Annotated in this window: 22 protein-coding genes, 1 tRNA gene and 1 pseudogene; 17 read left to right on the top strand and 7 right to left on the bottom strand. The window is 59.5% G+C overall.

Annotation, left to right across the window (positions count from 1 at the left end; translation table 11 throughout):
* Positions 1-7: 7 nt before the first annotated feature.
* Positions 8-469 (bottom strand): dUTP diphosphatase, encoded by a 462-nt coding sequence (gene dut, locus BUQ81_RS01495; protein ID WP_074200626.1) that lies wholly within the window; start codon positions 467-469, stop codon positions 8-10.
* On the bottom strand, positions 453-1685 hold the full coding sequence (gene coaBC / locus BUQ81_RS01490; RefSeq protein ID WP_084188176.1) for a bifunctional phosphopantothenoylcysteine decarboxylase/phosphopantothenate--cysteine ligase CoaBC: 1233 nt from the start codon (positions 1683-1685) through the stop codon (positions 453-455). Before coaBC ends, dut begins: the two co-directional genes overlap by 17 nt.
* A gap of 61 nt (positions 1686-1746) precedes the next feature.
* Here coaBC and BUQ81_RS01485 point away from each other — a divergent pair, with 61 nt between their 5' ends.
* Together BUQ81_RS01485 and BUQ81_RS01480 are read left to right on the top strand one after the other, a co-directional pair.
* On the top strand, positions 1747-2361 hold the full coding sequence (locus tag BUQ81_RS01485) for a hypothetical protein (protein ID WP_074200624.1): 615 nt from the start codon (positions 1747-1749) through the stop codon (positions 2359-2361).
* Between the two features lie 232 nt (positions 2362-2593).
* Positions 2594-4243 carry a DEAD/DEAH box helicase gene (locus BUQ81_RS01480; RefSeq protein ID WP_074200623.1) on the top strand — a complete coding sequence of 550 codons (1650 nt, stop codon included), beginning with the start codon at positions 2594-2596 and terminating at the stop codon, positions 4241-4243.
* A 48-nt stretch (positions 4244-4291) separates the two neighbouring features.
* Here the strand turns inward: BUQ81_RS01480 and BUQ81_RS01475 are convergent, their stop codons facing one another.
* Complete coding sequence (locus BUQ81_RS01475) at positions 4292-4687, bottom strand: acyl-CoA thioesterase (protein ID WP_074200622.1); 396 nt, start codon at positions 4685-4687, stop codon at positions 4292-4294.
* A 266-nt stretch (positions 4688-4953) separates the two neighbouring features.
* Between BUQ81_RS01475 and radC the strand changes: the two genes are divergently transcribed.
* Together radC and BUQ81_RS01465 are read left to right on the top strand one after the other, a co-directional pair.
* Entirely contained in the window at positions 4954-5637 is a 684-nt protein-coding gene (gene radC / locus BUQ81_RS01470; RefSeq protein WP_074200621.1) for a RadC family protein, read from the top strand.
* An 88-nt stretch (positions 5638-5725) separates the two neighbouring features.
* A complete protein-coding gene (locus tag BUQ81_RS01465) occupies positions 5726-7975 on the top strand; it encodes a diguanylate cyclase (RefSeq protein WP_074200620.1) in 2250 nt (749 codons plus the stop codon).
* On the opposite strand, the gene BUQ81_RS01460 is transcribed toward BUQ81_RS01465, so the two are convergent.
* Positions 7972-9072 (bottom strand): AI-2E family transporter, encoded by a 1101-nt coding sequence (locus BUQ81_RS01460; protein WP_074200619.1) that lies wholly within the window; start codon positions 9070-9072, stop codon positions 7972-7974. The two genes, BUQ81_RS01465 and BUQ81_RS01460, sit on opposite strands and share 4 nt — an antisense overlap.
* Here BUQ81_RS01460 and ppnN point away from each other — a divergent pair.
* Both ppnN and BUQ81_RS01450 read left to right on the top strand, forming a co-directional pair.
* Positions 9071-10441: a nucleotide 5'-monophosphate nucleosidase PpnN gene (gene ppnN, locus BUQ81_RS01455; protein WP_074200618.1), complete on the top strand. Its 1371-nt coding sequence runs from the start codon at positions 9071-9073 to the stop codon at positions 10439-10441. The two genes, BUQ81_RS01460 and ppnN, sit on opposite strands and share 2 nt — an antisense overlap.
* A gap of 2 nt (positions 10442-10443) precedes the next feature.
* Positions 10444-11739, top strand: a complete 1296-nt coding sequence (locus BUQ81_RS01450; RefSeq protein WP_084188175.1) for a DEAD/DEAH box helicase — start codon at positions 10444-10446, stop codon at positions 11737-11739.
* Between the two features lie 156 nt (positions 11740-11895).
* Here the strand turns inward: BUQ81_RS01450 and BUQ81_RS08915 are convergent, their stop codons facing one another.
* The gene (locus BUQ81_RS08915) at positions 11896-12114 is read right to left on the bottom strand and encodes an ectoine synthase (RefSeq protein WP_084188174.1); all 219 of its coding nucleotides are present in this window, start codon (positions 12112-12114) and stop codon (positions 11896-11898) included.
* A gap of 236 nt (positions 12115-12350) precedes the next feature.
* Positions 12351-12644 (bottom strand): tetratricopeptide repeat protein, encoded by a 294-nt coding sequence (locus tag BUQ81_RS01440; RefSeq protein ID WP_074200616.1) that lies wholly within the window; start codon positions 12642-12644, stop codon positions 12351-12353.
* Between the two features lie 478 nt (positions 12645-13122).
* Here BUQ81_RS01440 and BUQ81_RS08970 point away from each other — a divergent pair.
* From BUQ81_RS08970 to rpmG, 4 genes and pseudogenes are all read left to right on the top strand, one after another.
* Positions 13123-13197: pseudogene (locus BUQ81_RS08970) on the top strand (hypothetical protein); the annotation flags it as partial.
* A complete protein-coding gene (locus BUQ81_RS01430) occupies positions 13175-13573 on the top strand; it encodes an EAL domain-containing protein (protein ID WP_084188173.1) in 399 nt (132 codons plus the stop codon). The pseudogene BUQ81_RS08970 and the gene BUQ81_RS01430, both read left to right, overlap by 23 nt.
* Positions 13574-13652: 79 nt before the next feature.
* On the top strand, positions 13653-13889 hold the full coding sequence (gene rpmB / locus BUQ81_RS01425) for a 50S ribosomal protein L28 (protein WP_074200614.1): 237 nt from the start codon (positions 13653-13655) through the stop codon (positions 13887-13889).
* 11 nt (positions 13890-13900) lie between these two features.
* On the top strand, positions 13901-14056 hold the full coding sequence (gene rpmG, locus BUQ81_RS01420; RefSeq protein WP_074200613.1) for a 50S ribosomal protein L33: 156 nt from the start codon (positions 13901-13903) through the stop codon (positions 14054-14056).
* Positions 14057-14187: 131 nt separating this feature from the next.
* Here the strand turns inward: rpmG and BUQ81_RS01415 are convergent, their stop codons facing one another.
* The gene (locus BUQ81_RS01415) at positions 14188-14394 is read right to left on the bottom strand and encodes a hypothetical protein (protein ID WP_074200612.1); all 207 of its coding nucleotides are present in this window, start codon (positions 14392-14394) and stop codon (positions 14188-14190) included.
* Between the two features lie 124 nt (positions 14395-14518).
* On the opposite strand from BUQ81_RS01415, the gene mutM reads away from it, so the two are divergent.
* The 7 genes from mutM (at position 14519) to BUQ81_RS01380 (ending at position 20277) form a co-directional block, all read left to right on the top strand.
* Positions 14519-15340 (top strand): bifunctional DNA-formamidopyrimidine glycosylase/DNA-(apurinic or apyrimidinic site) lyase, encoded by an 822-nt coding sequence (gene mutM, locus BUQ81_RS01410; protein WP_074200611.1) that lies wholly within the window; start codon positions 14519-14521, stop codon positions 15338-15340.
* Between the two features lie 99 nt (positions 15341-15439).
* The gene (gene selD / locus BUQ81_RS01405; protein ID WP_074200610.1) at positions 15440-16480 is read left to right on the top strand and encodes a selenide, water dikinase SelD; all 1041 of its coding nucleotides are present in this window, start codon (positions 15440-15442) and stop codon (positions 16478-16480) included.
* The gene (mnmH, locus tag BUQ81_RS01400) at positions 16477-17592 is read left to right on the top strand and encodes a tRNA 2-selenouridine(34) synthase MnmH (RefSeq protein ID WP_074200609.1); all 1116 of its coding nucleotides are present in this window, start codon (positions 16477-16479) and stop codon (positions 17590-17592) included. Before selD ends, mnmH begins: the two co-directional genes overlap by 4 nt.
* Before the next feature lie 53 nt (positions 17593-17645).
* A complete protein-coding gene (locus BUQ81_RS01395) occupies positions 17646-18107 on the top strand; it encodes a lipoprotein (protein WP_074200608.1) in 462 nt (153 codons plus the stop codon).
* Between the two features lie 2 nt (positions 18108-18109).
* Entirely contained in the window at positions 18110-18625 is a 516-nt protein-coding gene (locus BUQ81_RS01390; RefSeq protein ID WP_074200607.1) for a nuclear transport factor 2 family protein, read from the top strand.
* A gap of 55 nt (positions 18626-18680) precedes the next feature.
* Positions 18681-18757, top strand: a tRNA-Arg gene (locus tag BUQ81_RS01385).
* Positions 18758-18837: 80 nt separating this feature from the next.
* On the top strand, positions 18838-20277 hold the full coding sequence (locus BUQ81_RS01380) for an MBL fold metallo-hydrolase RNA specificity domain-containing protein (RefSeq protein ID WP_074200606.1): 1440 nt from the start codon (positions 18838-18840) through the stop codon (positions 20275-20277).

Below are 20277 nucleotides of genomic sequence, written 5' to 3'. Positions count from 1 at the left end.
CGTTTCCTCAATGACTACCAGTGGAACCGAAACCGCCTGCACCGCGGGCGCTGTCGCTGGAGAAGTCGTCCACTTCCTCCAGCACGGCCTGCAGCACCGGCATGATCATGTACTGGGCAATGCGCTCGCCCACCTCGATGGTGTAGGGCTTGTCGGAGCGGTTCCACAGGGGAATCTTGATCTCGCCCTGATAATCGGAATCGATCACGCCCACCAGATTGCCCAGCACAATGCCGTGCTTGTAGCCCAAACCGGAGCGCGGCACCACAATGCCTACCAGCCCGGGATCGGCCAGATGGATCGCAAGCCCGGTGCCCACCAGCTCGGTCTGCCCCGGATGCAATACCAGCGGCTGCTTGATGCACGCACGCAGGTCCAGCCCTGCAGAACCGGGCGTGGCATAGCTGGGCAGGGGAATGGTGTCGCCAATGCGAGGATCAAGAATCTTGTATTCAATCTTTGGAATCATTCAGCCAGTTCTCCATGGTTTGAATCAGGGCCTCAGCCAGCGCCTCCTTGCGCCGCAACGGGAAGTGCGTTTCGCGGCCATCGCGATGCAGCAGCCATGCCTCATTGTCTGCCTGCCCAAACGCGCGACCGTCACCCACCTGATTGGCGACGATCATATCCAGCCCCTTTTGCTGCAATTTTTCGCGCGCGTGCTCAAGCAGATTATCCGTTTCGGCGGCAAAGCCCACCACCCAGCGGGGCCGCTCGGGGTGCTGCGCCACGGTGGCGACAATATCGGGGTTGCGCACCAGCTCCAGGGTCATGCTGTCTTGACCGGATTGCTTTTTCAGTTTCTGCTCCGCTGGCTTGGCCACGCGCCAGTCGGCCACGGCGGCGGTGGAAATGAACATGTCGGTATCAGACAGTCGAGCAAGCACCGCCTCCAGCATCTGCTCGGCGCTTTCCGCATCAATGCGCTCGACGCCGGGCGGTGTGGGCAGGGAGACGGGGCCGGCAATCAGCGTCACCTGCGCACCGGCCTGCGCCAGAGCCTCCGCCAGCGCAAAGCCCATTTTTCCAGAGCTGCGATTGCCGATAAATCGCACCGGGTCCACCGCCTCGAAGGTAGGGCCGGCCGTCATCAACACCCTTTTGCCCACCCAGAAAGGGGGGTCCCCGACTTTTTCAGCGGCCGTTTTTTTTGGCACCTGCAAAATGCCTTCCAAAGCGCTGAAAATGGCTGCAGGCTCGGACATACGCCCCTCGCCCACCTCGCCGCACGCCTGCGGGCCGCTTTCCGGCGCAATAATGTGCACGCCGCGCTGCTGCAGCACCTGCACATTCTCCTGCGTGGCCGGATTGGCCCACATGACCCGATTCATGGCTGGCGCCAGCAGGATGGGTGCCTCCGTGGCCAGACACAGGGTGGTGAGCAAATCGTTGGCCATGCCGGCGCGCAGACGGGCGATGAAGTCGGCACTGGCGGGGACCACCACAATGGCATCCGCCCAGCGCGCCAGCGCGATATGGTCCATGGCGTTTTCTGCCGCGGCATCAAACAATTCGCTGCGCACGGCGCGGCCGCTGAGGGCCTGGAATGTGAGCGGTGCCACGAACTGCTGCGCCGCCTCAGTCATCACCACCTGCACGCTATAGCCTGCATCGGTCAGCTGCCGCAGCAGCAGAATGCTCTTATAGGCGGCAATGCCGCCGGTGACGCCAAGAATAATGTTCACAGCCGTCAACGCGCCTTTTGTTAGAATGCAGCTATTTTAACGCGCAGGATCCGCCAACCCCATGAAAAGCCGTAACGAAACCCTGTTCTGGGCCCTGCTGACGCTGGCGATTTTCGTTATCGGCTATCTGGTGCTGCGCTACGCCTATCATGTGGTGGACCAGTTCCCCTTCAGTCAGGAGTGGGTGCTGATCGTGCTGGGCACGCTGGTGACCATCACCCTGACGGCCCTGCTGCTCAACAAGCAGACCGAAATCGAGCTGAAAAAGGAAGAGCGCACCAAGCTGCTCGACCTGAAAACCAATATCTATTTTTCCCTGCTGGATCACATCCAGGACGTGGTCACGCGCGGCCACACCGATCCCAAGGAAGCCCTGCGCATGCGCATGCTGAGCCACAAACTGGCCATCGTTGCCAGTCCGGAAGTGCTGCAGCAGTACAACCAGTTTCTCAGCCGGTACCGTCATCACCTGGAAAACCACCAACTGGATGCCCGCGAAACCGAAGACATCATGGACGAGCTGGCGAAGCTGACCCTGCGCATCCGTGAAGATATCCTCGGCGAAGCGGACTGCGAAAACAGCGCGCTGAGCGAAGAGGAAACCGACCGCATCATCCTCGCCAACAACGACATCTACGATGAAGAGGACATGCAGCAGGCGCGCGCAAAAGGATAAATCATATAAATCGCTTGAATAAGCAAGATTTATCCCTATAATATCTGCCACAACATGACGTGCCTGCCGCACACTGAAATACCCGCCTGACACACTCCGTATCAGATCCGTTATTTCCTGCAGTTAAGACCTGAGCGTGGCGAGCACATTTTTTAAATCGCTCGCAATCACCGCATCCATGTGCCCCATTGGCACTGATCGTCCTTGCCTGCGTGAAATAAGGAACCATTCCATGAATACGGACATCAAATTTTCCGACCTGGGCCTGAAGCCCAAAATCAATCAAACGCTGGAAGAAATCGGCTTTGAAACCCCGTCAGCCATCCAGGCGCAGGCCATCCCTGCCCTGCTGGAAGGCCGCGACATGCTGGGCATGGCACAGACCGGTACCGGCAAAACCGCCGCCTTTGCCCTGCCCATCCTCAATAACATCGACACGGATCTAAAGGCACCCCAGGCGCTGATTCTGACCCCGACCCGCGAGCTGGCCATTCAGGTGAGCGAAGCGCTGCAGACCTTTGCCCGCCATATTCCCGGTCTGCACGTGCTGCCCATTTACGGCGGCGCCAGCTTTTCTACCCAGCTGCGCGGCCTCAAGCGCGGTGCGCAGGTGGTCATCGGCACGCCGGGGCGCGTCATGGACCACATCGAGCGCGGCACGCTCAAGCTGGACCAGATTCGCCAAGTGGTGCTGGACGAAGCCGACGAAATGCTGCGCATGGGCTTTATCGACGACGTGAAATGGATTCTGGACCGTGTACCGGACGAGCGTCAGATTGCCCTGTTCTCGGCCACCATGCCCAAGGAAGTGCACCGAATCGCCAAAACCTATCTGCAGAATCCCGAAGAGGTGATCATCAAGCAGAAGACCACGACCAACACCAACATCGAGCAGGTGTACTGGCCGGTCAGCGGTGTGCACAAGCTGGACGCACTCACCCGCATCCTCGAAGCGGAAGACTTCGACGGCATGATCGTGTTCGTGCGCACCAAAGTGGCGACGGTGGAACTGGCTGAAAAGCTGGAAGCGCGCGGCTTTTCCGCTGCTCCACTCAATGGCGACATTCCCCAGAACAACCGCGAGCGCATCGTGGATCAGTTCCGCAAGGGCAAGTTCGACATTCTGGTGGCCACCGATGTGGTCGCCCGCGGCCTGGACGTGAAACGCATTACCCATGTCATCAACTATGACATCCCCACCGATCCGGAATCCTATACCCACCGTATCGGCCGCACCGGCCGTGCGGGACGCAGCGGCAAGGCGATTCTGTTTGTCGCCCCGCGGGAAAAGCGCCTGCTGAGCATGATTGAGCGCACCACCAAACAAAAAGTGGCCCAGATGACGCTGCCCAGTGTGGACGACATCAACGCCGGGCGCATCGACCGCTTCAAGGACAAGGTGATCGAAGCGGCACAGCAGAAGGATATTGCCTTCTATCAGCAGATCATCGAGTCCATCGAGGCCGAACACAACATTCCGGCCACCGAGCTGGCGGCGGGTCTGGCCATGCTGCTGCAGGGCGACACACCCTTCTTCATGGAAGAGAAACCCATGCGCGAAAGCCGCGAGTCACGCAGTCGCGACCGGGATTTTGATCGTGGGAATCGCCGCGAACGTGCACCGCGCCGTGAACTGGGCGCGCCCAGCGCCGGCATGCAGCGCTACCGCCTGAAGGTGGGCCGTCGCGACGGGGCCAAGCCCGGCAACATCATCGGCGCCATCGCCAACGAAACCGGCCTGCCCGGCAAGCTGATCCGCAACCTCGCTATCGAGCCCAGCTACAGCACGGTGGACCTGCCGGCGGATCTGCCGCAGGACATCATCGGCACCCTGCAGCGCATCCGCGTATGTGGACGCCCGCTGAACGCCGAAGTAGCCTGAACACCACGCCCAGCGGCACCATTAAAAAAGAGGCTCAGGCCTCTTTTTTTATTCAGCAACACCAACCAGCAGCGCCAGTTCCGGATGTTTTCCAAACGCCTGTGGGCGGCCGTTGCGCACCACCACCGCTTCACTGCGACTGCTGACACACAAGCTCCCATCCCGCTCGATCCACTGCTCGAAAATCACCTTGGCGCGCCCGCCGCTCAGCAGGCGGCTGTGCACGGTAAACACCTCACCCGGGCGCAGCGGCTGGCGATAGTCCACCTCCACGCGCCGCAGCATCAGATGCAGGCCGTCCTTTGCCAGGCTGGCAAAATCAATCCCCATTTCATGCAGCCACTCGTGGCGGGCATGTTCAAAATAGTGCAGATAGCGCGCATTGTTGACCACACCCTGCACGTCACACTCGTAGTCGCGCACTTTCATTTGCAATGAAAACATCATTAACCCCTTCGCTCACGGATAATAGCCTCAGTTAATAGCGCTCAGTCTATGCGCGCAGCGATTTGTTGAGGCGTCTTAGGTGCTGTTGGCGCATGCAGCGGAACAGCGCGGCAGCTGTTTGAACGTAGCGAGTTCTGCCGCGCCCGATGCAAGCCCTACAGCAACTTGACGCCGAAACCATGAGCGAGCAGCATAGACTGAACAGAAAAACACCCAAGGCTATCAGACAACACAAACAAAACTATTATCCATGGGACCTCTCTATGGCAATCAAGGACTGGCCGGCCTCGGAACGGCCACGAGAAAAGCTGCTGCGATACGGCGCCGAAGCGCTCACCGATGCCGAACTGCTGGCCATTTTTCTGCGCACCGGCGTCACCGGTATCAGTGCGGTGGAACTGGCGCAACAGCTGCTCGATCACTTCGGCAGTCTGGCGGCACTGATGCAAGCCGATCTCGACACCTTCTGTGAGGCAAAGGGGCTGGGGCAGGCCAAATATGTGCAGCTGCAGGCCACGCTGGAAATGGCACGGCGCACCCTGCGCAACCGCTTGCAGACCGGTCAGGCCTTCGACTCGGCCGAAACTGCCGGCGCCTACTGCCAGCACCTGCTGGGCGGGCGTGATCACGAAGCCTTTGCCGCCCTCTATCTGGATGCCCAGCACCGCCTCATCGAAGACGAGATCCTCTTTCGGGGCACCCTCACCGAAACCGCCGTGCATCCGCGGGAAGTGGCGCGCAACGCTCTGCGCCACAATGCTGCTGCGGTCATCGTCGCGCATAATCACCCTTCTGGGATGATAGCGCCCAGCGAGGCCGACCGCCAACTCACCCAGCGCCTCTCCAAGGCACTGGAGCTGCTGGGCATCCGTCTGCTCGACCATCTGATCGTGACAGACCGAGACTGGTTCAGCCTGCAGCGCAATGACCCATTCCTTTTTCAATAAAACTGAACAGCTTGCCCGCCTTTTTAGAGTTTTCAATCATCTTTCCATACTTGTATAATGGATTTACGCCCTGACACGAGGTAGCGTGATGCTGCCGATTCGCCTGCTCCTGACACTACTGCTGCTGATTCTGGTTCGAAGCGCATGGGCACAGCCAACCGTCGAACTGACCGTTCAGCTCAACTGGAAGCATCAGTTCCAATATGCCGGCTTTTATGCCGCCATTACTCAGGGCTATTACCAACAGGCCGGTCTCAAGGTTCACCTGCGCGAATGCCATCACCCCGATCACAGCTTTTTGCCCGAGCTGGCTGACGGCAAGGTTCAGTTCGTCGTCAGCAACTCCGACCTGATTTACGACGCCCTGCACGACGAATCCATCGTACTGGTGGCCAACTACTTCAAGCGACCGGCACTGGTCTTTCTCACCCGAGCAGACATCCGCTCGCCACTGGACCTGAACGGTCGCGTCATCGCCGGGACAAAAAACGGCGCCCTGGATCACACCACGCTCGAAGCCCTGCTGCGGCTGTTCAATATCCATGCAGACATCCGTTATATGCAGCCGGAAGATCAGCCGCAGGCTTTACTGGCAGGCAAGGCAGACGCCATTACCGCCTTTACCACCAACGAGCCGCAGTTGCTTGCCGAAAAGAATGCGCAGTACCACCTGCTCCGCCCCGAGCTGTTCGGCATCGACGGCCTGGACGTCAACGTGGCCACCTCACGGGAATTTGCCCTGCGTCACCCGGATATCGTGCGCAAGTTCATCGACGCCACCAACAGGGGGTGGCAGTATGCACTGCAGAACCCGGCCGACGTCATTGATCAGATCATGCTGCGCTGGAATACGCAGCACAAGAGCCGGCGCGCGCTGGAGTATGAATCTCTGCTCACCCAGGCCCACATTCTCCCGGATCTCTACCCCATCGGCAGCCTAAACCAAAAATTGCTTGAACAGGTGGCAGAGTCTTTTGTGGCCGCTGGCATGGCCGACTCGGTGTTACCACTGCACAAGGCGATCTGGCATGAAAACTGGAAGACCACGCACAAGGGGGAACTCACCCTGCCATTCTGCAACGACCCCAACTGGCCGCCCATCGACTACACCACCCCGCTCGGTCAGCCCGACGGCATTGCCCCGGAATTTGCACGCAGACTCTTTGCACAGTTCCTGCCACAATACAAGCTGGTGCACGTACCCACCGCCACATGGCAAGAATCTCTGCAACGCTTTTCGGAAGGCGAATGCAAGCTGCTGGTGGAAGCGGTCAAGACCCCCGAGCGGACCAAGACCATGCTGTTCACGCGCCCTTACTTGCGCTATCCATTTCTGATCGTCACCCGCGCTGGTAAGCCGTATGTAAACGGGCTGGCATCCCTGCGTGGCAAAACCATCGCGCGCCAGAAGGGCTCTGCGCTGATCGAGCTGCTGCGCAAGCGCTACCCCGACATCAACATTCTAGAAACGGACAATACCCAGCAGGCCTTTCTCGCCGTGGCCACCGAGCAGGCCGACGCGGCGCTGGCCATCGGTCCGGTCGCGAAAAACATGATTGCCACCGCCGGTCTGAACACGCTGGTCATCAATGGCGTCACCAACCTGGACTACCCCATTCGCATAGCCGTTGCCAAAAGCGAGCCTTTGCTGCTCACCCAACTGAACGAAGCCATCGTGCGCTTCCCGCCTCATGAGCTGGCCAATATCCAGGCCCGCTACACCGTGCTGACCGAACGCACATGGATTTGCCGGCAATGGATAGCCATTGGCGTTGGGCTCGCATCGCTGCTGCTGCTCTGGTTTGGCTATCGCAGCTGGCGACTGAAAAAGCATGCTGAAGATGTGGAAGAGATCGCCGAGCGCGACATGCTGACCGGCGCCTTCAACCGCCGCGGTCTGGAACGGCGTTTTGGCCATCTGGCCGCGCTGGCGTCTGACGATGCACCCCTGTGCGCCATGCTGTTCGACCTGGATCACTTCAAGGCGATCAACGACACCTACGGCCATACCGTGGGGGATGCCGTGCTGCGCAAAATCGCGGATATCGTCATGGACACCATCCGCAATACGGATGTCTTTGTGCGCTGGGGCGGCGAGGAATTTATGATCCTGTGTCCAGGCATGCACCTGAATGAAGCGCACAAATTTGCAGATACGCTGCGCCAACGCGTGCAGAATCTGATGCGCGCCTCGGATCTGCCCGATGTAACCATCAGTATCGGTGTCGCCCAGCACAAGCCTGGCGAAAGTCTGCGCGACTTTACCCAGCGGCTGGACAAACTGCTCTATCAGGCCAAGCGCAACGGTCGCAACCGCGTGGAATCCAACCTGGACTAATGCCGATCCAGCCGCTCGCCGTGCTTGGCTTCATACACCTCGAACACCGTGATCGCCATGGCAGCGATCACCGGCCCGAAAAACAGCCCCAGCACACCAAAGTGAATCAGTCCCGCCAGGGTGGACAGCACGGTCAGAAAGGTATGGCTTGAAACTGCCAGCGCCTGCGTCTGCGGCAGGTGGCGGCTGATCTGCACAATCAGCCACGGCCGCGCGATGTTATCGATCAGGAAACCGGCCCCCGCCGCACCCCATACGGCGATAACCGCCGCCGAAAGCAGCTGCCCCTGCGTGGCCAGCCATACCGCAAGCGGCAGCCACACCAGCGCGGCACCCACCACGGGAATAAAGGATGCCACCGCCACACCCACGCCGATAAACAGCCCCGGCAGGCCCAGCAACCACGCCAGCAGTGCAAACGATAGCCCCTGCAGCAGCGCCACGCCCACCACCGACAGCGCCAGCACAGTGGAAAGCGAGGTAAAGCGGTCGATCATCAGCCGATCGAGGCTGTTTTCCAGCGGCGAGAGAACCATCACGTGCCGTGCAATCGCCTGCCCGTCACGGTAGAAGAAAAACAGCGCAAACATGGCCAGCGCAATAAAGGTGAAAAAGTGCGCCGTACTGCCCAGCAGCACCTTGATCGTGCCGACGACAGCCGTCTGCACCCACCCCAGCAGCATGCCCGCCTTGTCGCGCAGCTGCGCCAGCAGCATCTGCTGGGTTTCTTCATCCAGCGGCAACCACTGCATCAACTGCGACAGCAGGGTGCGCGGCTCCCCCCCTGCCAGCCAGCTCTGCGCCTGCCCATAGAAGGAACCGGCCTGCACGCTCACTTTCACCAACAGATAAGCCAGCGGCAGCACCACCGCAAACAGCATCAACAACGTCATCACCAGCGCGGCGACTTCTGCCCGCTGCAGCCGCGCAAGCAGGCGTTCATAACCCCGATAGGTGGCCGTGGCCAGAATCGCCGCCAGAAACAGCGCCTCCCAGAAAGGCGCAAACAGCCACACCAGCGCCAGCAGCGCCAATATAATGAGGCTCAGCAAAAACCCTTCTTCATAAGGCCCCTGAGGACGCTCCGTAGAACCCATGACCCACTCCATCGATAAACTGATTATTCGCCCCGAAGGTACCCTGGAGATTCTCTCTCTGCAGGAGGCCGAGCAGCTCTCCACCACCAGCGACAACGGCCTGCACGAACTGGTGCGCCAGTGCGCGCTGGCGGTGCTCTCCACCGGCGCTGAAACCGACGAAACCCTCGAGCTGCTCGACGCCCACAGGGATTTTGACATAGAAGTCACCGTGCGTGGTCGCGGCGTGCAGATCATCCTCACCAACCCGCCGCAGACGGCGCTGGTGGACGGCGACCTGATGGCCGGCATCAAGCACCACCTGTTTGCCGTGCTGCGGGACCTGGTCTACACCCGCAACGACATTCTGCTAAGCAAACGCTTTGATCTCTCCAGTTCAGAGGGCATCACAAACGCCGTGTTCCACATTCTGCGCAACGCAAGAATGCTCATCCCCAACCGCCTGCCCAATATCACCGTATGCTGGGGGGGCCACTCCATCAGCCGCGAGGAGTATGAATACAGCAAATACACCGGTTACGAACTGGGGCTGCGCGGGCTGGATGTATGCACCGGCTGCGGCCCTGGTGTGATGAAGGGCCCCATGAAGGGCGCCGGCGTGGGGCACCACAAGCAGCGCATCAGCGATGGGCGTTTTATCGGCCTCACAGAACCGGGCATTATCGCCGCCGAGCCCCCCAATCCCGTGGTCACCGAGCTGTGCATCCTGCCTGACATTGAAAAGCGGCTGGAGGCCTTCCTGCGTCTGGGACACGGCATCATCATCTTCCCCGGCGGTGTGGGCACGCTGGAAGAGATCCTCTACCTCATCAGCATTCTGCAGCATCCGGACAACCGACATATTGCCCTGCCGGTCATCCTTACCGGCCCGGCCAGCGCGGAAGACTGGTTCGAAGAAGTGTTCCGCTTCCTCGACACCACCCTCGGCCTGCACGGCCGCGCGCACCTCAACTACATCCCCGACAACCCCATCGAGGTGGCACGGGAAATGCGCCTGGCCATGGAAACGGTGCGGCAGGACCGGCGCAACAGCTCCGATGCCTACTATTTCAACTGGCGCCTGCACATCGAGCCGGAGCTGCAGCGCCCCTTCGAGCCCACACATGAAAACATGGCCGCCCTCAAGCTCAGCCGCGACCTGCCCACCCACCTGCTGGCCGCCGAGCTGCGCAAGGCTTTCTCCGGCATCGTCGCAGGCAATGTCAAGGCGCCGTGGATGCAGGAAATCCGTAAAAAGGGCCCCTATCAGATCAAGGGCGACCCAGCCATTCTCAAGGCATTGGACCGCCTGCTGCGTCACATCATCAAATCCGGCCGCATGAAAATCGGCGGCGAATACACCCCCTGCTACGAGATTGTGAGCGAATGACCATGACCTTTGCAGACCTCGGCCTCGACGAACCGCTGCTAGAAGCGCTGGAGACGCTGCACTTCCACCGTCCCACGCCGATTCAAGCTGCGGCCATTCCGCCGCTGCTGGAAGGGCGCGATGTGCTCGCCGGCGCCGCCACCGGCACCGGCAAAACCGCCGCCTTCGCCCTGCCGGCGCTGCAGAAGCTGCTGGACGACCCTAAGCCACGCAATCATACGCGCATGCTCTTTCTCGCTCCCACCCGCGAGCTGGCGCTGCAGATTCAGCAGACCCTGCACCAGCTGGGCCGCTTCATCCCCTTCAAGGCGCAGCTGCTCATCGGCGGTGTCGCCCTGCAGGATTACGACCCGCGCCATGCCCCCATGCTGGTCAGCACGCCGGGACGCCTGCTCACCCTGCTGGAACAGGATGCCCTCGACCTCTCCGGGGTAGAGTATCTGGTCATCGACGAGGCCGACCGCATGCTGGACATGGGGCTGGGCCCCGACGTCATGACCATAGTGGAAACCATGCCGCAGGCGTTTCAGGCCGCGCTCTTTTCCGCCACCCTGGCCGGTGAAGGCATCGAAACCTTTGCCGAGGCGGTGCTGGACGAACCGGTGCGCATCGACCTCAACCGCCCCGACGACACCAGCGAGCAGGTGCAGCAGAGCGTCATCCACGCCAACGACACTGCCCACAAGCAGGCGCTGACGCTCGCCCTGCTGCGCGACCCGGCCTGCCAACGGGCATTGATTTTCACCAACACCCGCGAAGGCGCCGAAGCGCTTACAAAATGGCTACGTGAGCAGGGCGAGCGCGTCGGCGTGCTCCACGGCGAACTGCCCGCGCCCAAGCGATTGGAGCGCATCAGCGCCTTCCGCCAGGGCAAGCTCAAGGTACTGGTGGCCACCGATCTGGCCGGGCGCGGCATCGATGTACCCGACATCACCCATGTGATCAACTTCGACATGCCCCGCCGTGCCGATCAGTATATCCATCGCATTGGTCGCACTGGCCGGGGCCAGAATGTGGGCGTGGCGCTCAGCCTGTGCCGATTCGAAGAGCTGCCCCACTTACACCGCATCGAATACCGCACCGGCCAGTCCCTGCCAGTGAGCAGCGTGCCCCGCTTGGAACTCAAGGGCGCCAGTTTTGAGGAGCGCCTGCGCGAGCACAAGCGCCGCCTCAAGCAGAAAAAAAAGGCGCAGAAAAAGAGCGACACAGGAAAAGGAAAACAGAAACGCAAGACCCGCCACCGCGACCTGAAAAACAAGGGCAAGAGAACGCCTCAAAAGCCCCGACAGCCCAGCTAGAACCTCCCCCCGACCGGGGCATGTTCAAAAATCCGGCGCGAAAAATTCAGGAGTCCCCCCTGCTGGTGGCATTCCGGCCGCAGCCGGAATGCAAACACGCCGCCCCCCATCCAGGACCAAGGGCGGCGACAACTCACTGCTTATTGACAGCGCGGTTCAGCGGACCGGCGGCGGTTCATAAGCGCCTTGCGCATTGTGCACCTCTTTGCCGGTCAAGGCAGGATTGAACACGCAGTACAGCGTCATTTCCTCCAACGCCCGCAGGACATGTTCGTCATGCTTGTCGAGGACAAGCGAATTCAACCAATAACTGCAATCGATAGCGGTAAAACGTACTATCTTGAAAAAGATGAGTGCAGAGTGATAATTGCGCATACTGAACAGATATTGTCCAAATGCACCTTGGAAGAGTTTTTGTGATTTCCTGTTAGGGGCATGAGAGAACGGGGCGGAGCTTGGAGAGTGGTTGCTATCGCTTGAATGGTTGGCAACATCTCCGCTCCGCCAATAAACGATAGTGCGTTAGGCTGTTTTTGAAATAAATGCTATACAATTTTTTTGATTTTTTAGTCTTTCAGCCTGGCAAAGAATGCAAAGCCTTATTGCACGCCTTATTTGTTCAGGATTCTGTAACCGTCGCATCCGCGTTGGAAGCCATTGTCGCAGGCCTGCCCAAAAAGCATTTTCGCTTTCGACTTGTCCTGCCTCACTCCCTGGCCATTATCGTACATAAGCCCCAGCTTGTATTGCGCCTCGGCATGCCCCTGTTCAGCGGCTTCTTTAAACCACTTTACCGCTTCTTTGAAATTTCCATTCTCGTAAGCCTTGAGACCATTCTCATATGGGCCCGCATATAATAGTTCCGCCAGCAGTAGGAAGGCTATCGCTATCGCTATCCTTTTCATTTTTAACTCCTGTCATTGTTTTTGTAAACACGGATTCAACTAGCCAGTGCAACACCTTGAGGTGACAAGAAGGGCCAGCCGGGATAGCATGGACTGTGCGCCTTCTAACCACCACGAAAGAGGTGCGCAATGGCCGACTACCAACGACTGATCCAAGAGGAAAGATACCAGTTCTGGGCGCTGAAGATAACAGGAAAAGGGATCAGAACGATCGCCTGTGAACTCAACATCCATCCACCATCAGTCGGGAATTAAGACGCAACACAGGACTGAAAGGCTCCCGCCCCAAACAGGCCCACAGACTGGCACAACAACGCAAGAGCCGACACGGCCCCAAACACTGCAACAACCAGTTATGGCGCCCGGTTGAACAACCGACCTCGGAAATGTTTGAGGATGAAGACGCCTAATCAGGTGTTCTTCGGGATTGATCCACCTGCTGCGCTGGCTTGTTGAATCCGCCTTTGAAAACACGCCGGTGCAGGTCCGCAACCTCGAACGCCTGCGCCAGCTCGGCTTCAAGCTGGCCATTGACGACTTTGGCAACAGTCACAACGAATTCTCCAAACTCAACAGATTGCGCCCGGATATTATCAAGATCGACAAGTCACTCAACCGATGCGCTGGCGCCGGACAATTTCAGCACCGCCATAATCGGTGCTATCGCCCACCTGGCCACCAGCATGGGCACCTATCTGCTGATCGAAGGCGTCGAAACCGCCGACCAGCTGGTGCTGGCGCGCCAACTGGGTGTGCACTGCTTTCAGGGCTATTATTTCGCCCGCCCCATGGACGCAGATACGCTCATGCAGTGGCAGCCCGATCACAACCGCTGCACACCGTCTGAGTCGTCTCAAGCAACCAATACGCAGGCATCTCGCTTTCTTTTTAATACAAAGCCTTGCAACACGCCCGATTCCTGTGCATAATTCCTTTTTCCGTTTTTGGCGTGCCCGGATTGCCCCGTCTGTGCGGCGCGCGATGAGAAATTTTTAGAGGATTACGACCATGTCAAGAGTGTGCCAAGTTACAGGAAAACGCCCTGTCACAGGTAACAATGTGTCTCACTCTCACCGCAAGACGCGTCGCCGTTTCCTGCCCAACCTGCATACGCACCGTTTCTGGGTAGAGAGCGAAAACCGTTTCGTGAAGCTGCGTGTGTCCAGCGCCGGCATGCGCATTATCGACAAGAAAGGCATCGATGCGGTGCTGGCCGAAATGCGTGCCCGTGGTGAGAAGATCTAAGGAGCCCTATCATGCGTGACAAAATTAAACTGGTATCAAGCGCCGGCACCGGCTACTTCTACACCACTACCAAGAACAAGAAGAACATGCCTGGCAAGTTCGAGATCAAGAAATACGATCCCGTCGTGCGCAAGCATGTGATCTTCAAGGAAGCGAAAATCAAGTAATCCAACCCGATACTTGATTTCCCCCTTAAAGCCCGACCAACCCGTCGGGCTTTTTTGTATCGGGAGAAAAGGTAAGGAAAAGGTGGGATACAGGAAAGAAGCGGCGCCCGGGATCCGACGCCTCGGACGGATCAGGCGCGCTGCGCCAGACGGGCCTTCATCTGTGCAATCATCGGTGGCACATTGGCCTGCTGAGCCTGCGCAGGCCGCTCGCGGAACTGACGCACCGCCTCGATGGCCTGATCGGCGCGGGCATAGGTGGCAATCGCCTGCCCGTCGCGATAGATACTGAATCCATTTTCACTGCGTTCGATGGTAAAACGTGGCTGACTTCTCATTTCCTTCCCCCTCCATTCAAGGCAACGGCCGAACGGGGAAATCCTAAAACAATTCAGTTTACACTAATATGAATCATTTTTTGTCATTCAACCCCGTAACTGCAACAATTGCAAAGAAAAAACCATGCCAGAACTGCCCGAAGTCGAAACCACCCGCCGCGGCATTGCCCCTGCCCTTGGCCATGCCACCCCGCAAAAGGCGGTGGTGCGTCAGCCCAGACTGCGCTGGCCGGTGGATTCAGACGCCCTGCAACGCTGGTGCGGCGCGCCCATCAACACCATCCAGCGCCGCAGCAAGTATCTGATCCTCAGCAACGACAAGGGTCACCTGCTCATTCACCTGGGCATGTCCGGCAGCCTGCGCGTGCTGCCACAGGACACACCCGCGCAGAAGCACGATCACATCGATCTGCTGCTGGATAATAGCCACCTGCTGCGCTACACCGATCCGCGCCGCTTTGGCGCCTGGCTGGTGCACTTCGATACCGACCCATTGACCCATCCCCTTCTATCCCAACTGGGGCCGGAGCCACTAAGCGAAGCCTTCAACGGGGATCACCTTTACGCCGCCTGCCAGAAAAGCCGCCGCGCCATCAAGGTGCTGATCATGGACAGCAAAGTCGTGGTGGGCGTGGGCAATATCTACGCCAATGAAGCGCTCTTTCTGGCCGGCATTCACCCGGCCACACCTGCCAATACCCTGACACCCGCGCAAACGGACACGCTGGCAGCCACCATCAAGCAGGTGCTCGCTCGCGCCATTGAACAGGGTGGCACCACGCTGCAGGACTTTACCCAGCCCGACGGCAAGCCCGGCTACTTCGCCCAGCAACTTAATGTGTATGGCCACGCGGGCAAGCCCTGCCCCCGCTGCGGCACGCCCATTCAAATCCTGACGCTGGGACAGCGCAGCAGCTTCTTCTGCCCACGCTGCCAGCCCGTATAATTTGAAGGAAAACAGCATGATGGGGCGGCTTGAATGCTCGCGCATAAGCCGTTCGCCATCTTTATGCATACGCCATAGACAAAAAAACAAGGAACCGCCATGAACGCTCTGGATGCCATCAAACTGACCGAATACTCCCACGGTGCCGGCTGCGGCTGCAAGATTTCCCCCGCCCTGCTGGAAGACATGCTCAAGACCGAAGTGGCCCACAGCGTGCCCGACGCCTTGCTGGTGGGCAACCACACCAAGGACGACGCCGCCGCCTTCGACCTGGGCAACGGCACCGCGGTGCTTTCCACCACCGATTTTTTCATGCCCATCGTGGATGACCCATTCAAGTTCGGGCAGATTGCCGCCACCAACGCCATTTCAGACATCTACGCCATGGGCGGCACGCCGCTGATGGCCATCGCCATTTTCGGCTGGCCCATCGACAAGCTGCCCGCCGAAGTGGGCCAGAAGGTCATCGAAGGCGGCCGGCAGGCCTGCGCCAATGCGGGCATTCCGCTGGCGGGCGGCCACTCCATCGACGCACCGGAGCCCATTTTCGGCCTTGCGGTCACCGGCTTGGTGGAAACCGACAAGCTGCGCCGCAACGACACTGCGGAGCCCGGCTGTCAGCTGTTCCTTACCAAGCCGCTGGGTATCGGCATCCTCACTACCGCACAGAAGCAGAAAAAGATCGCGCCCGAGCATCTGGAAATGGCCATTGAGCAGATGTGCACCCTCAACTGCGCCGGCGCCGCCTTTGCGCAACTGCCCGACGTCACCGCCATGACCGATGTCACCGGCTTCGGCCTGCTCGGTCATCTGCTGGAGCTGTGTGAGGGCAGCGATGTGGCCGCCGAGATCGATTACGACGCCGTGCCCATTCTGCCCCATGTGAAGGATTACTTGGCACAGGGCTGCACCCCCGGCGGCACCCAGCGCAATTTCGCCAGCTATGGCCACAAGGTGGGCGAGCTGACTGATGAGCAGAAATACATCCTCTGCGATCCCCAGACGTCCGGCGGCCTGCTGGTGGCGGTGCGCGAACAGGGGGTCCCCGACTTTTTGAAAGTCGCCCGCGAACAGGGACTCGATCTGCAGCCCATTGGACGCACCCTTAAGGCCCGCGAGCCCCGTGTGGTGGTGAAATGAGCACATCCCTGCCCCTGTGGGACGATTTTGCCACCATCGTGCGCGAACGGCGCCCGCTGATCGACACGCGTGCACCAGTGGAATTCAAGGCGGGCGCCTTTCCTGGCGCCGTCAATCTGCCGCTGATGACCGACAAAGAGCGTGCCGCCGTGGGCACCTGCTACAAGCTGCACGGCAACGCAGCCGCGGTGAAACTGGGCCACAAGCTGGTCAACGAAGAAGTCCGCCGACCGCGCATCCGAGCCTGGGCTGACTTTTACCGCGCTCATCCGGATGCGCTGCTCTACTGCTTTCGCGGCGGGCAGCGCTCCGAAATCGCCCAGCGCTGGCTGTATGAATACGAAGGCCTCGTCATTCCCCGCCTGAAGGGCGGCTACAAGGCCTTTCGCCGCTATCTGCTGGAGCTGCTGACCGAACAGCTGCCCGCACAATTGCAGCAAATGCCGCGCCATGTGCTCGCCGGCCGCACCGGCAGCGGCAAGACGCTGCTGCTGCGCCAGCTACCCCATGCGCTGGATCTGGAAAAACTGGCCCATCACCGCGGTTCCGCCTTTGGCCGCCATATCGAGCCACAGCCCACGCAGATCAGCTTTGAAAATGCACTAGGCTACGATCTGATCAATTTGCTGGAGACTGCGCCGCCGTGGATTGTCTTTGAAGACGAAGGCCGCAATATCGGGCGGCTCTATCTGCCGGAACAGACTCACGCCGGCCTGTATGAAGGCGCAGAGCTGATCATTCTGGAAACGCCGCTGGAAAAGCGAGTCGATATCACGCTGGACGAATACGTCACTCAGGCGCAGGCCCGCTATCTACAGGCTGATCCGCAGCAGGGGCTGGAAAAGTGGCGTGTGGATATTCTCGACAGCATGCAACGCATTCAGCGCCGTCTTGGCGGCGTGCGCCATAAACAGTTGCTGGCGATGTTTGAGTCCGCCTGGCAGGCGCAGCTGCAGCACAACGATGTGCAGACCCACCGCAGCTGGGTGTCATTTCTTCTCACCGACTATTACGACCCCATGTACGACTACCAGCTGGCCAACAAGCCGCAACCCGTAGCCTTTCAGGGGGATGCCGAAGCCGTGCGCCAATGGTTGCTTGAGAAAGCATGACAATCGATTTTCCCTGCTTGTTTCATGGACTAAACAGCGCTACGCTGTCTGCCATGAAACGCGTAATTTTTCTGCTGAGTCTGCTGGTGCTGCTCGCCGGCTGCAGCCACAACGACAACGCCACTGTCTGGCCGCTGGACAAGTCGTGCAACCTGCACCAGCAGGCCTGCACCGCCACCCACGGCGATCAGGCGGTGACTCTTGCCATTACGCCCCGCCCAATTCCCGTGGCCAAGCCGTTGCAGGTGGAAGTCCGCCTCAGGAACATCCCCGCCAAACAGGTGGCGCTGGATATCAGCGGACTCAACATGTACATGGGGTATAACCGCGTCACCCTGAAACAGGAGAACAATGACGTGTGGACCGGCTCAAGCATGCTGGCCTTCTGCACCAACGACACCATGCAGTGGCAGCTGACCGTGCTCATCGACACGCCCGATGGGCAGCAGATACAGGTGCCCTTCTATCTGGAAACCCACCGCAACCCCACCTATCCGACACCCGTGAAGGAATAACCATGGAACACGACAACGACCTGGAACTGGATATCGAAGCGCTCAAGAACCAGATCAAGCAGGATGTGGCACAGCCCAAACTCACCCCGGATCAGCTGCATACCGCGCTGGAACGCTACGTGGACACCCTCAATAACCTCAATGCGCAACAGTTCCGCAAGGGATTGCATGACGTGATGGCGCGCAACGTCTATTTCAAGGACCCGTTCAACGAAGTGCGCGGCCTGGCGGACGTGGAAGACGTGTTTGCCAAGCTCTTCGCCGACCACCCCAATGCTGCTCTGCGCGTACACACCCACGCAGGCCGCGGCGACACCGGCTATGTGGAATGGCGCCTGTTCTATACCGATACCAGCGGGCAGCCGCAGCACCGCAATGTCATCAGCAAGCTGCTATTCGACGAAAACGGCAAGGTGCGTGCGCAGATGGACTACTGGGACAGCGGTGAATACTACTTCCGCCGCCTGCCGCTACTCGGCCCCCTGCTCGACTGGCTCGCGCGTCGCAAGTCCGCCTGAAATCTGAAAAACGCGGCGCGATCCGCTAAAATAGCGCCGCTTCACATCCCCTAACGCGCCCTTAGCTCAGCTGGATAGAGCGTTGCCCTCCGGAGGCAAAGGTCAGAGGTTCGAATCCTCTAGGGCGCGCCATTTTTGTGACTCTATTTTCTCCCCCCCCCCTCACTCATTCCGCCTCTGCTCTAAAATGAGAAAAAAGCGGAGGAAAATTGATGCGACTCATATCCCACGGGGCGGCTGAAACGGTCACCGGCTCCTGCCATTTGCTTGAAATAACCTCTCACTTCAAGCTGCTGGTGGACTGCGGCATGTTTCAGGGCCTCAACGAGGAACTGAACTACCAGCCTTTCGGCTTTGATCCCGCGCAGATCAAGCTGCTGCTGGTCACCCATGCCCATCTGGATCACGTCGGCCGGATCCCCCTGCTGGTAAAACAGGGCTTTGACGGACGCATCATCACCACCCGCGCCACGTGGGAGCTGATGGAAATCGTGCTGCTGGACAGCGCCAAACTGATGGAGGAAGACTACCGCACCCAGCTGCGCAAGGCGCAGCGCCGCGGCGAGGCAGATTTGGTCCCCAACCCCCTCTACACGCAGCGGGACGTACGCCATCTGTTTGAAACCGTCAGCGTGCAGTTTGCAGACTACAACAAGCCAGTCAGACTTACCGAATTCCTCACCGCCACCTTCCGCAATGCCAGCCATATCCTTGGTTCCGCGACCATCTCGCTGCATGTGGGAAACGGCCCCGACGCAAAAACCCTCGTCTTCTCCGGGGATCTGGGCAACCGCAACGACCCCGTCCTGCCGCCGCCCGACCATGTGCATGAAGCCGATGCGCTGTTTATCGAGTCCACCTATGGCGACCGCAACCACCGTCCCATCAAGGACTCCATCGAGGAGTTCCGCGATACCATCACACGCACGCTGAAACGCGGCGGCAATGTCATCATTCCTTCCTTCGCCATCGAACGCACGCAGGAGGTGCTGTGCATCCTTCGCGATCTGGAGCGTCAGCACCGCCTACCGCCCTGCGCCATTTTTGTGGACTCCCCCATGGCCACGCGTGCGACTCGTGTGTATGACCGCTATCCAGACCTGCTCAGCCGCCACTGCACCGAGCACATGCGCAACGGCGTTGCCTTCGACCTGCCCAACCTCATGTTCACTGAAGACGTGAGCGCCTCGCGCGCCATCAACGCCATCGAGCGCGGCGCCATCATCATCGCCGGCAGCGGCATGTGCAACGGCGGCCGCATCCTGCACCACCTCAAGCACCGCCTGTGGAACAGGGACAATAGCGTCATTTTCGTGGGCTATCAGGCGCAGGGCACGCTGGGTCGCAAGCTGGTGGAGGGCGCGCAGTGGGTGCGCATTTATAACGAAGACATCCGCGTCAAGGCCGAGATCGTCAGCATCAACGGCTTTTCGGCCCACGCCGACCAACGCGAACTGCTGGACTGGATGAAGCATTTTCACCGCCTTGAGCAGATCTTCCTGATCCACGGCGAAATCGACAAGATGCACATTTTCCGCGCCGCCATCCTCAAGGCGCTGGGCAAGCGCGCCCATATCGTAAAGCGGGGCGAAAGCATCTGGCTTGGTGAAGTGGACATTTCCGGGCACCCCAAACATGGCCACAAGCGCTAA

Origin of the sequence: Sulfurivirga caldicuralii, assembly GCF_900141795.1 — a bacterium.
In the GTDB taxonomy this organism is placed as follows: domain Bacteria; phylum Pseudomonadota; class Gammaproteobacteria; order Thiomicrospirales; family Thiomicrospiraceae; genus Sulfurivirga; species Sulfurivirga caldicuralii.
This window is presented reverse-complemented; position numbering and strand designations above follow the sequence as displayed.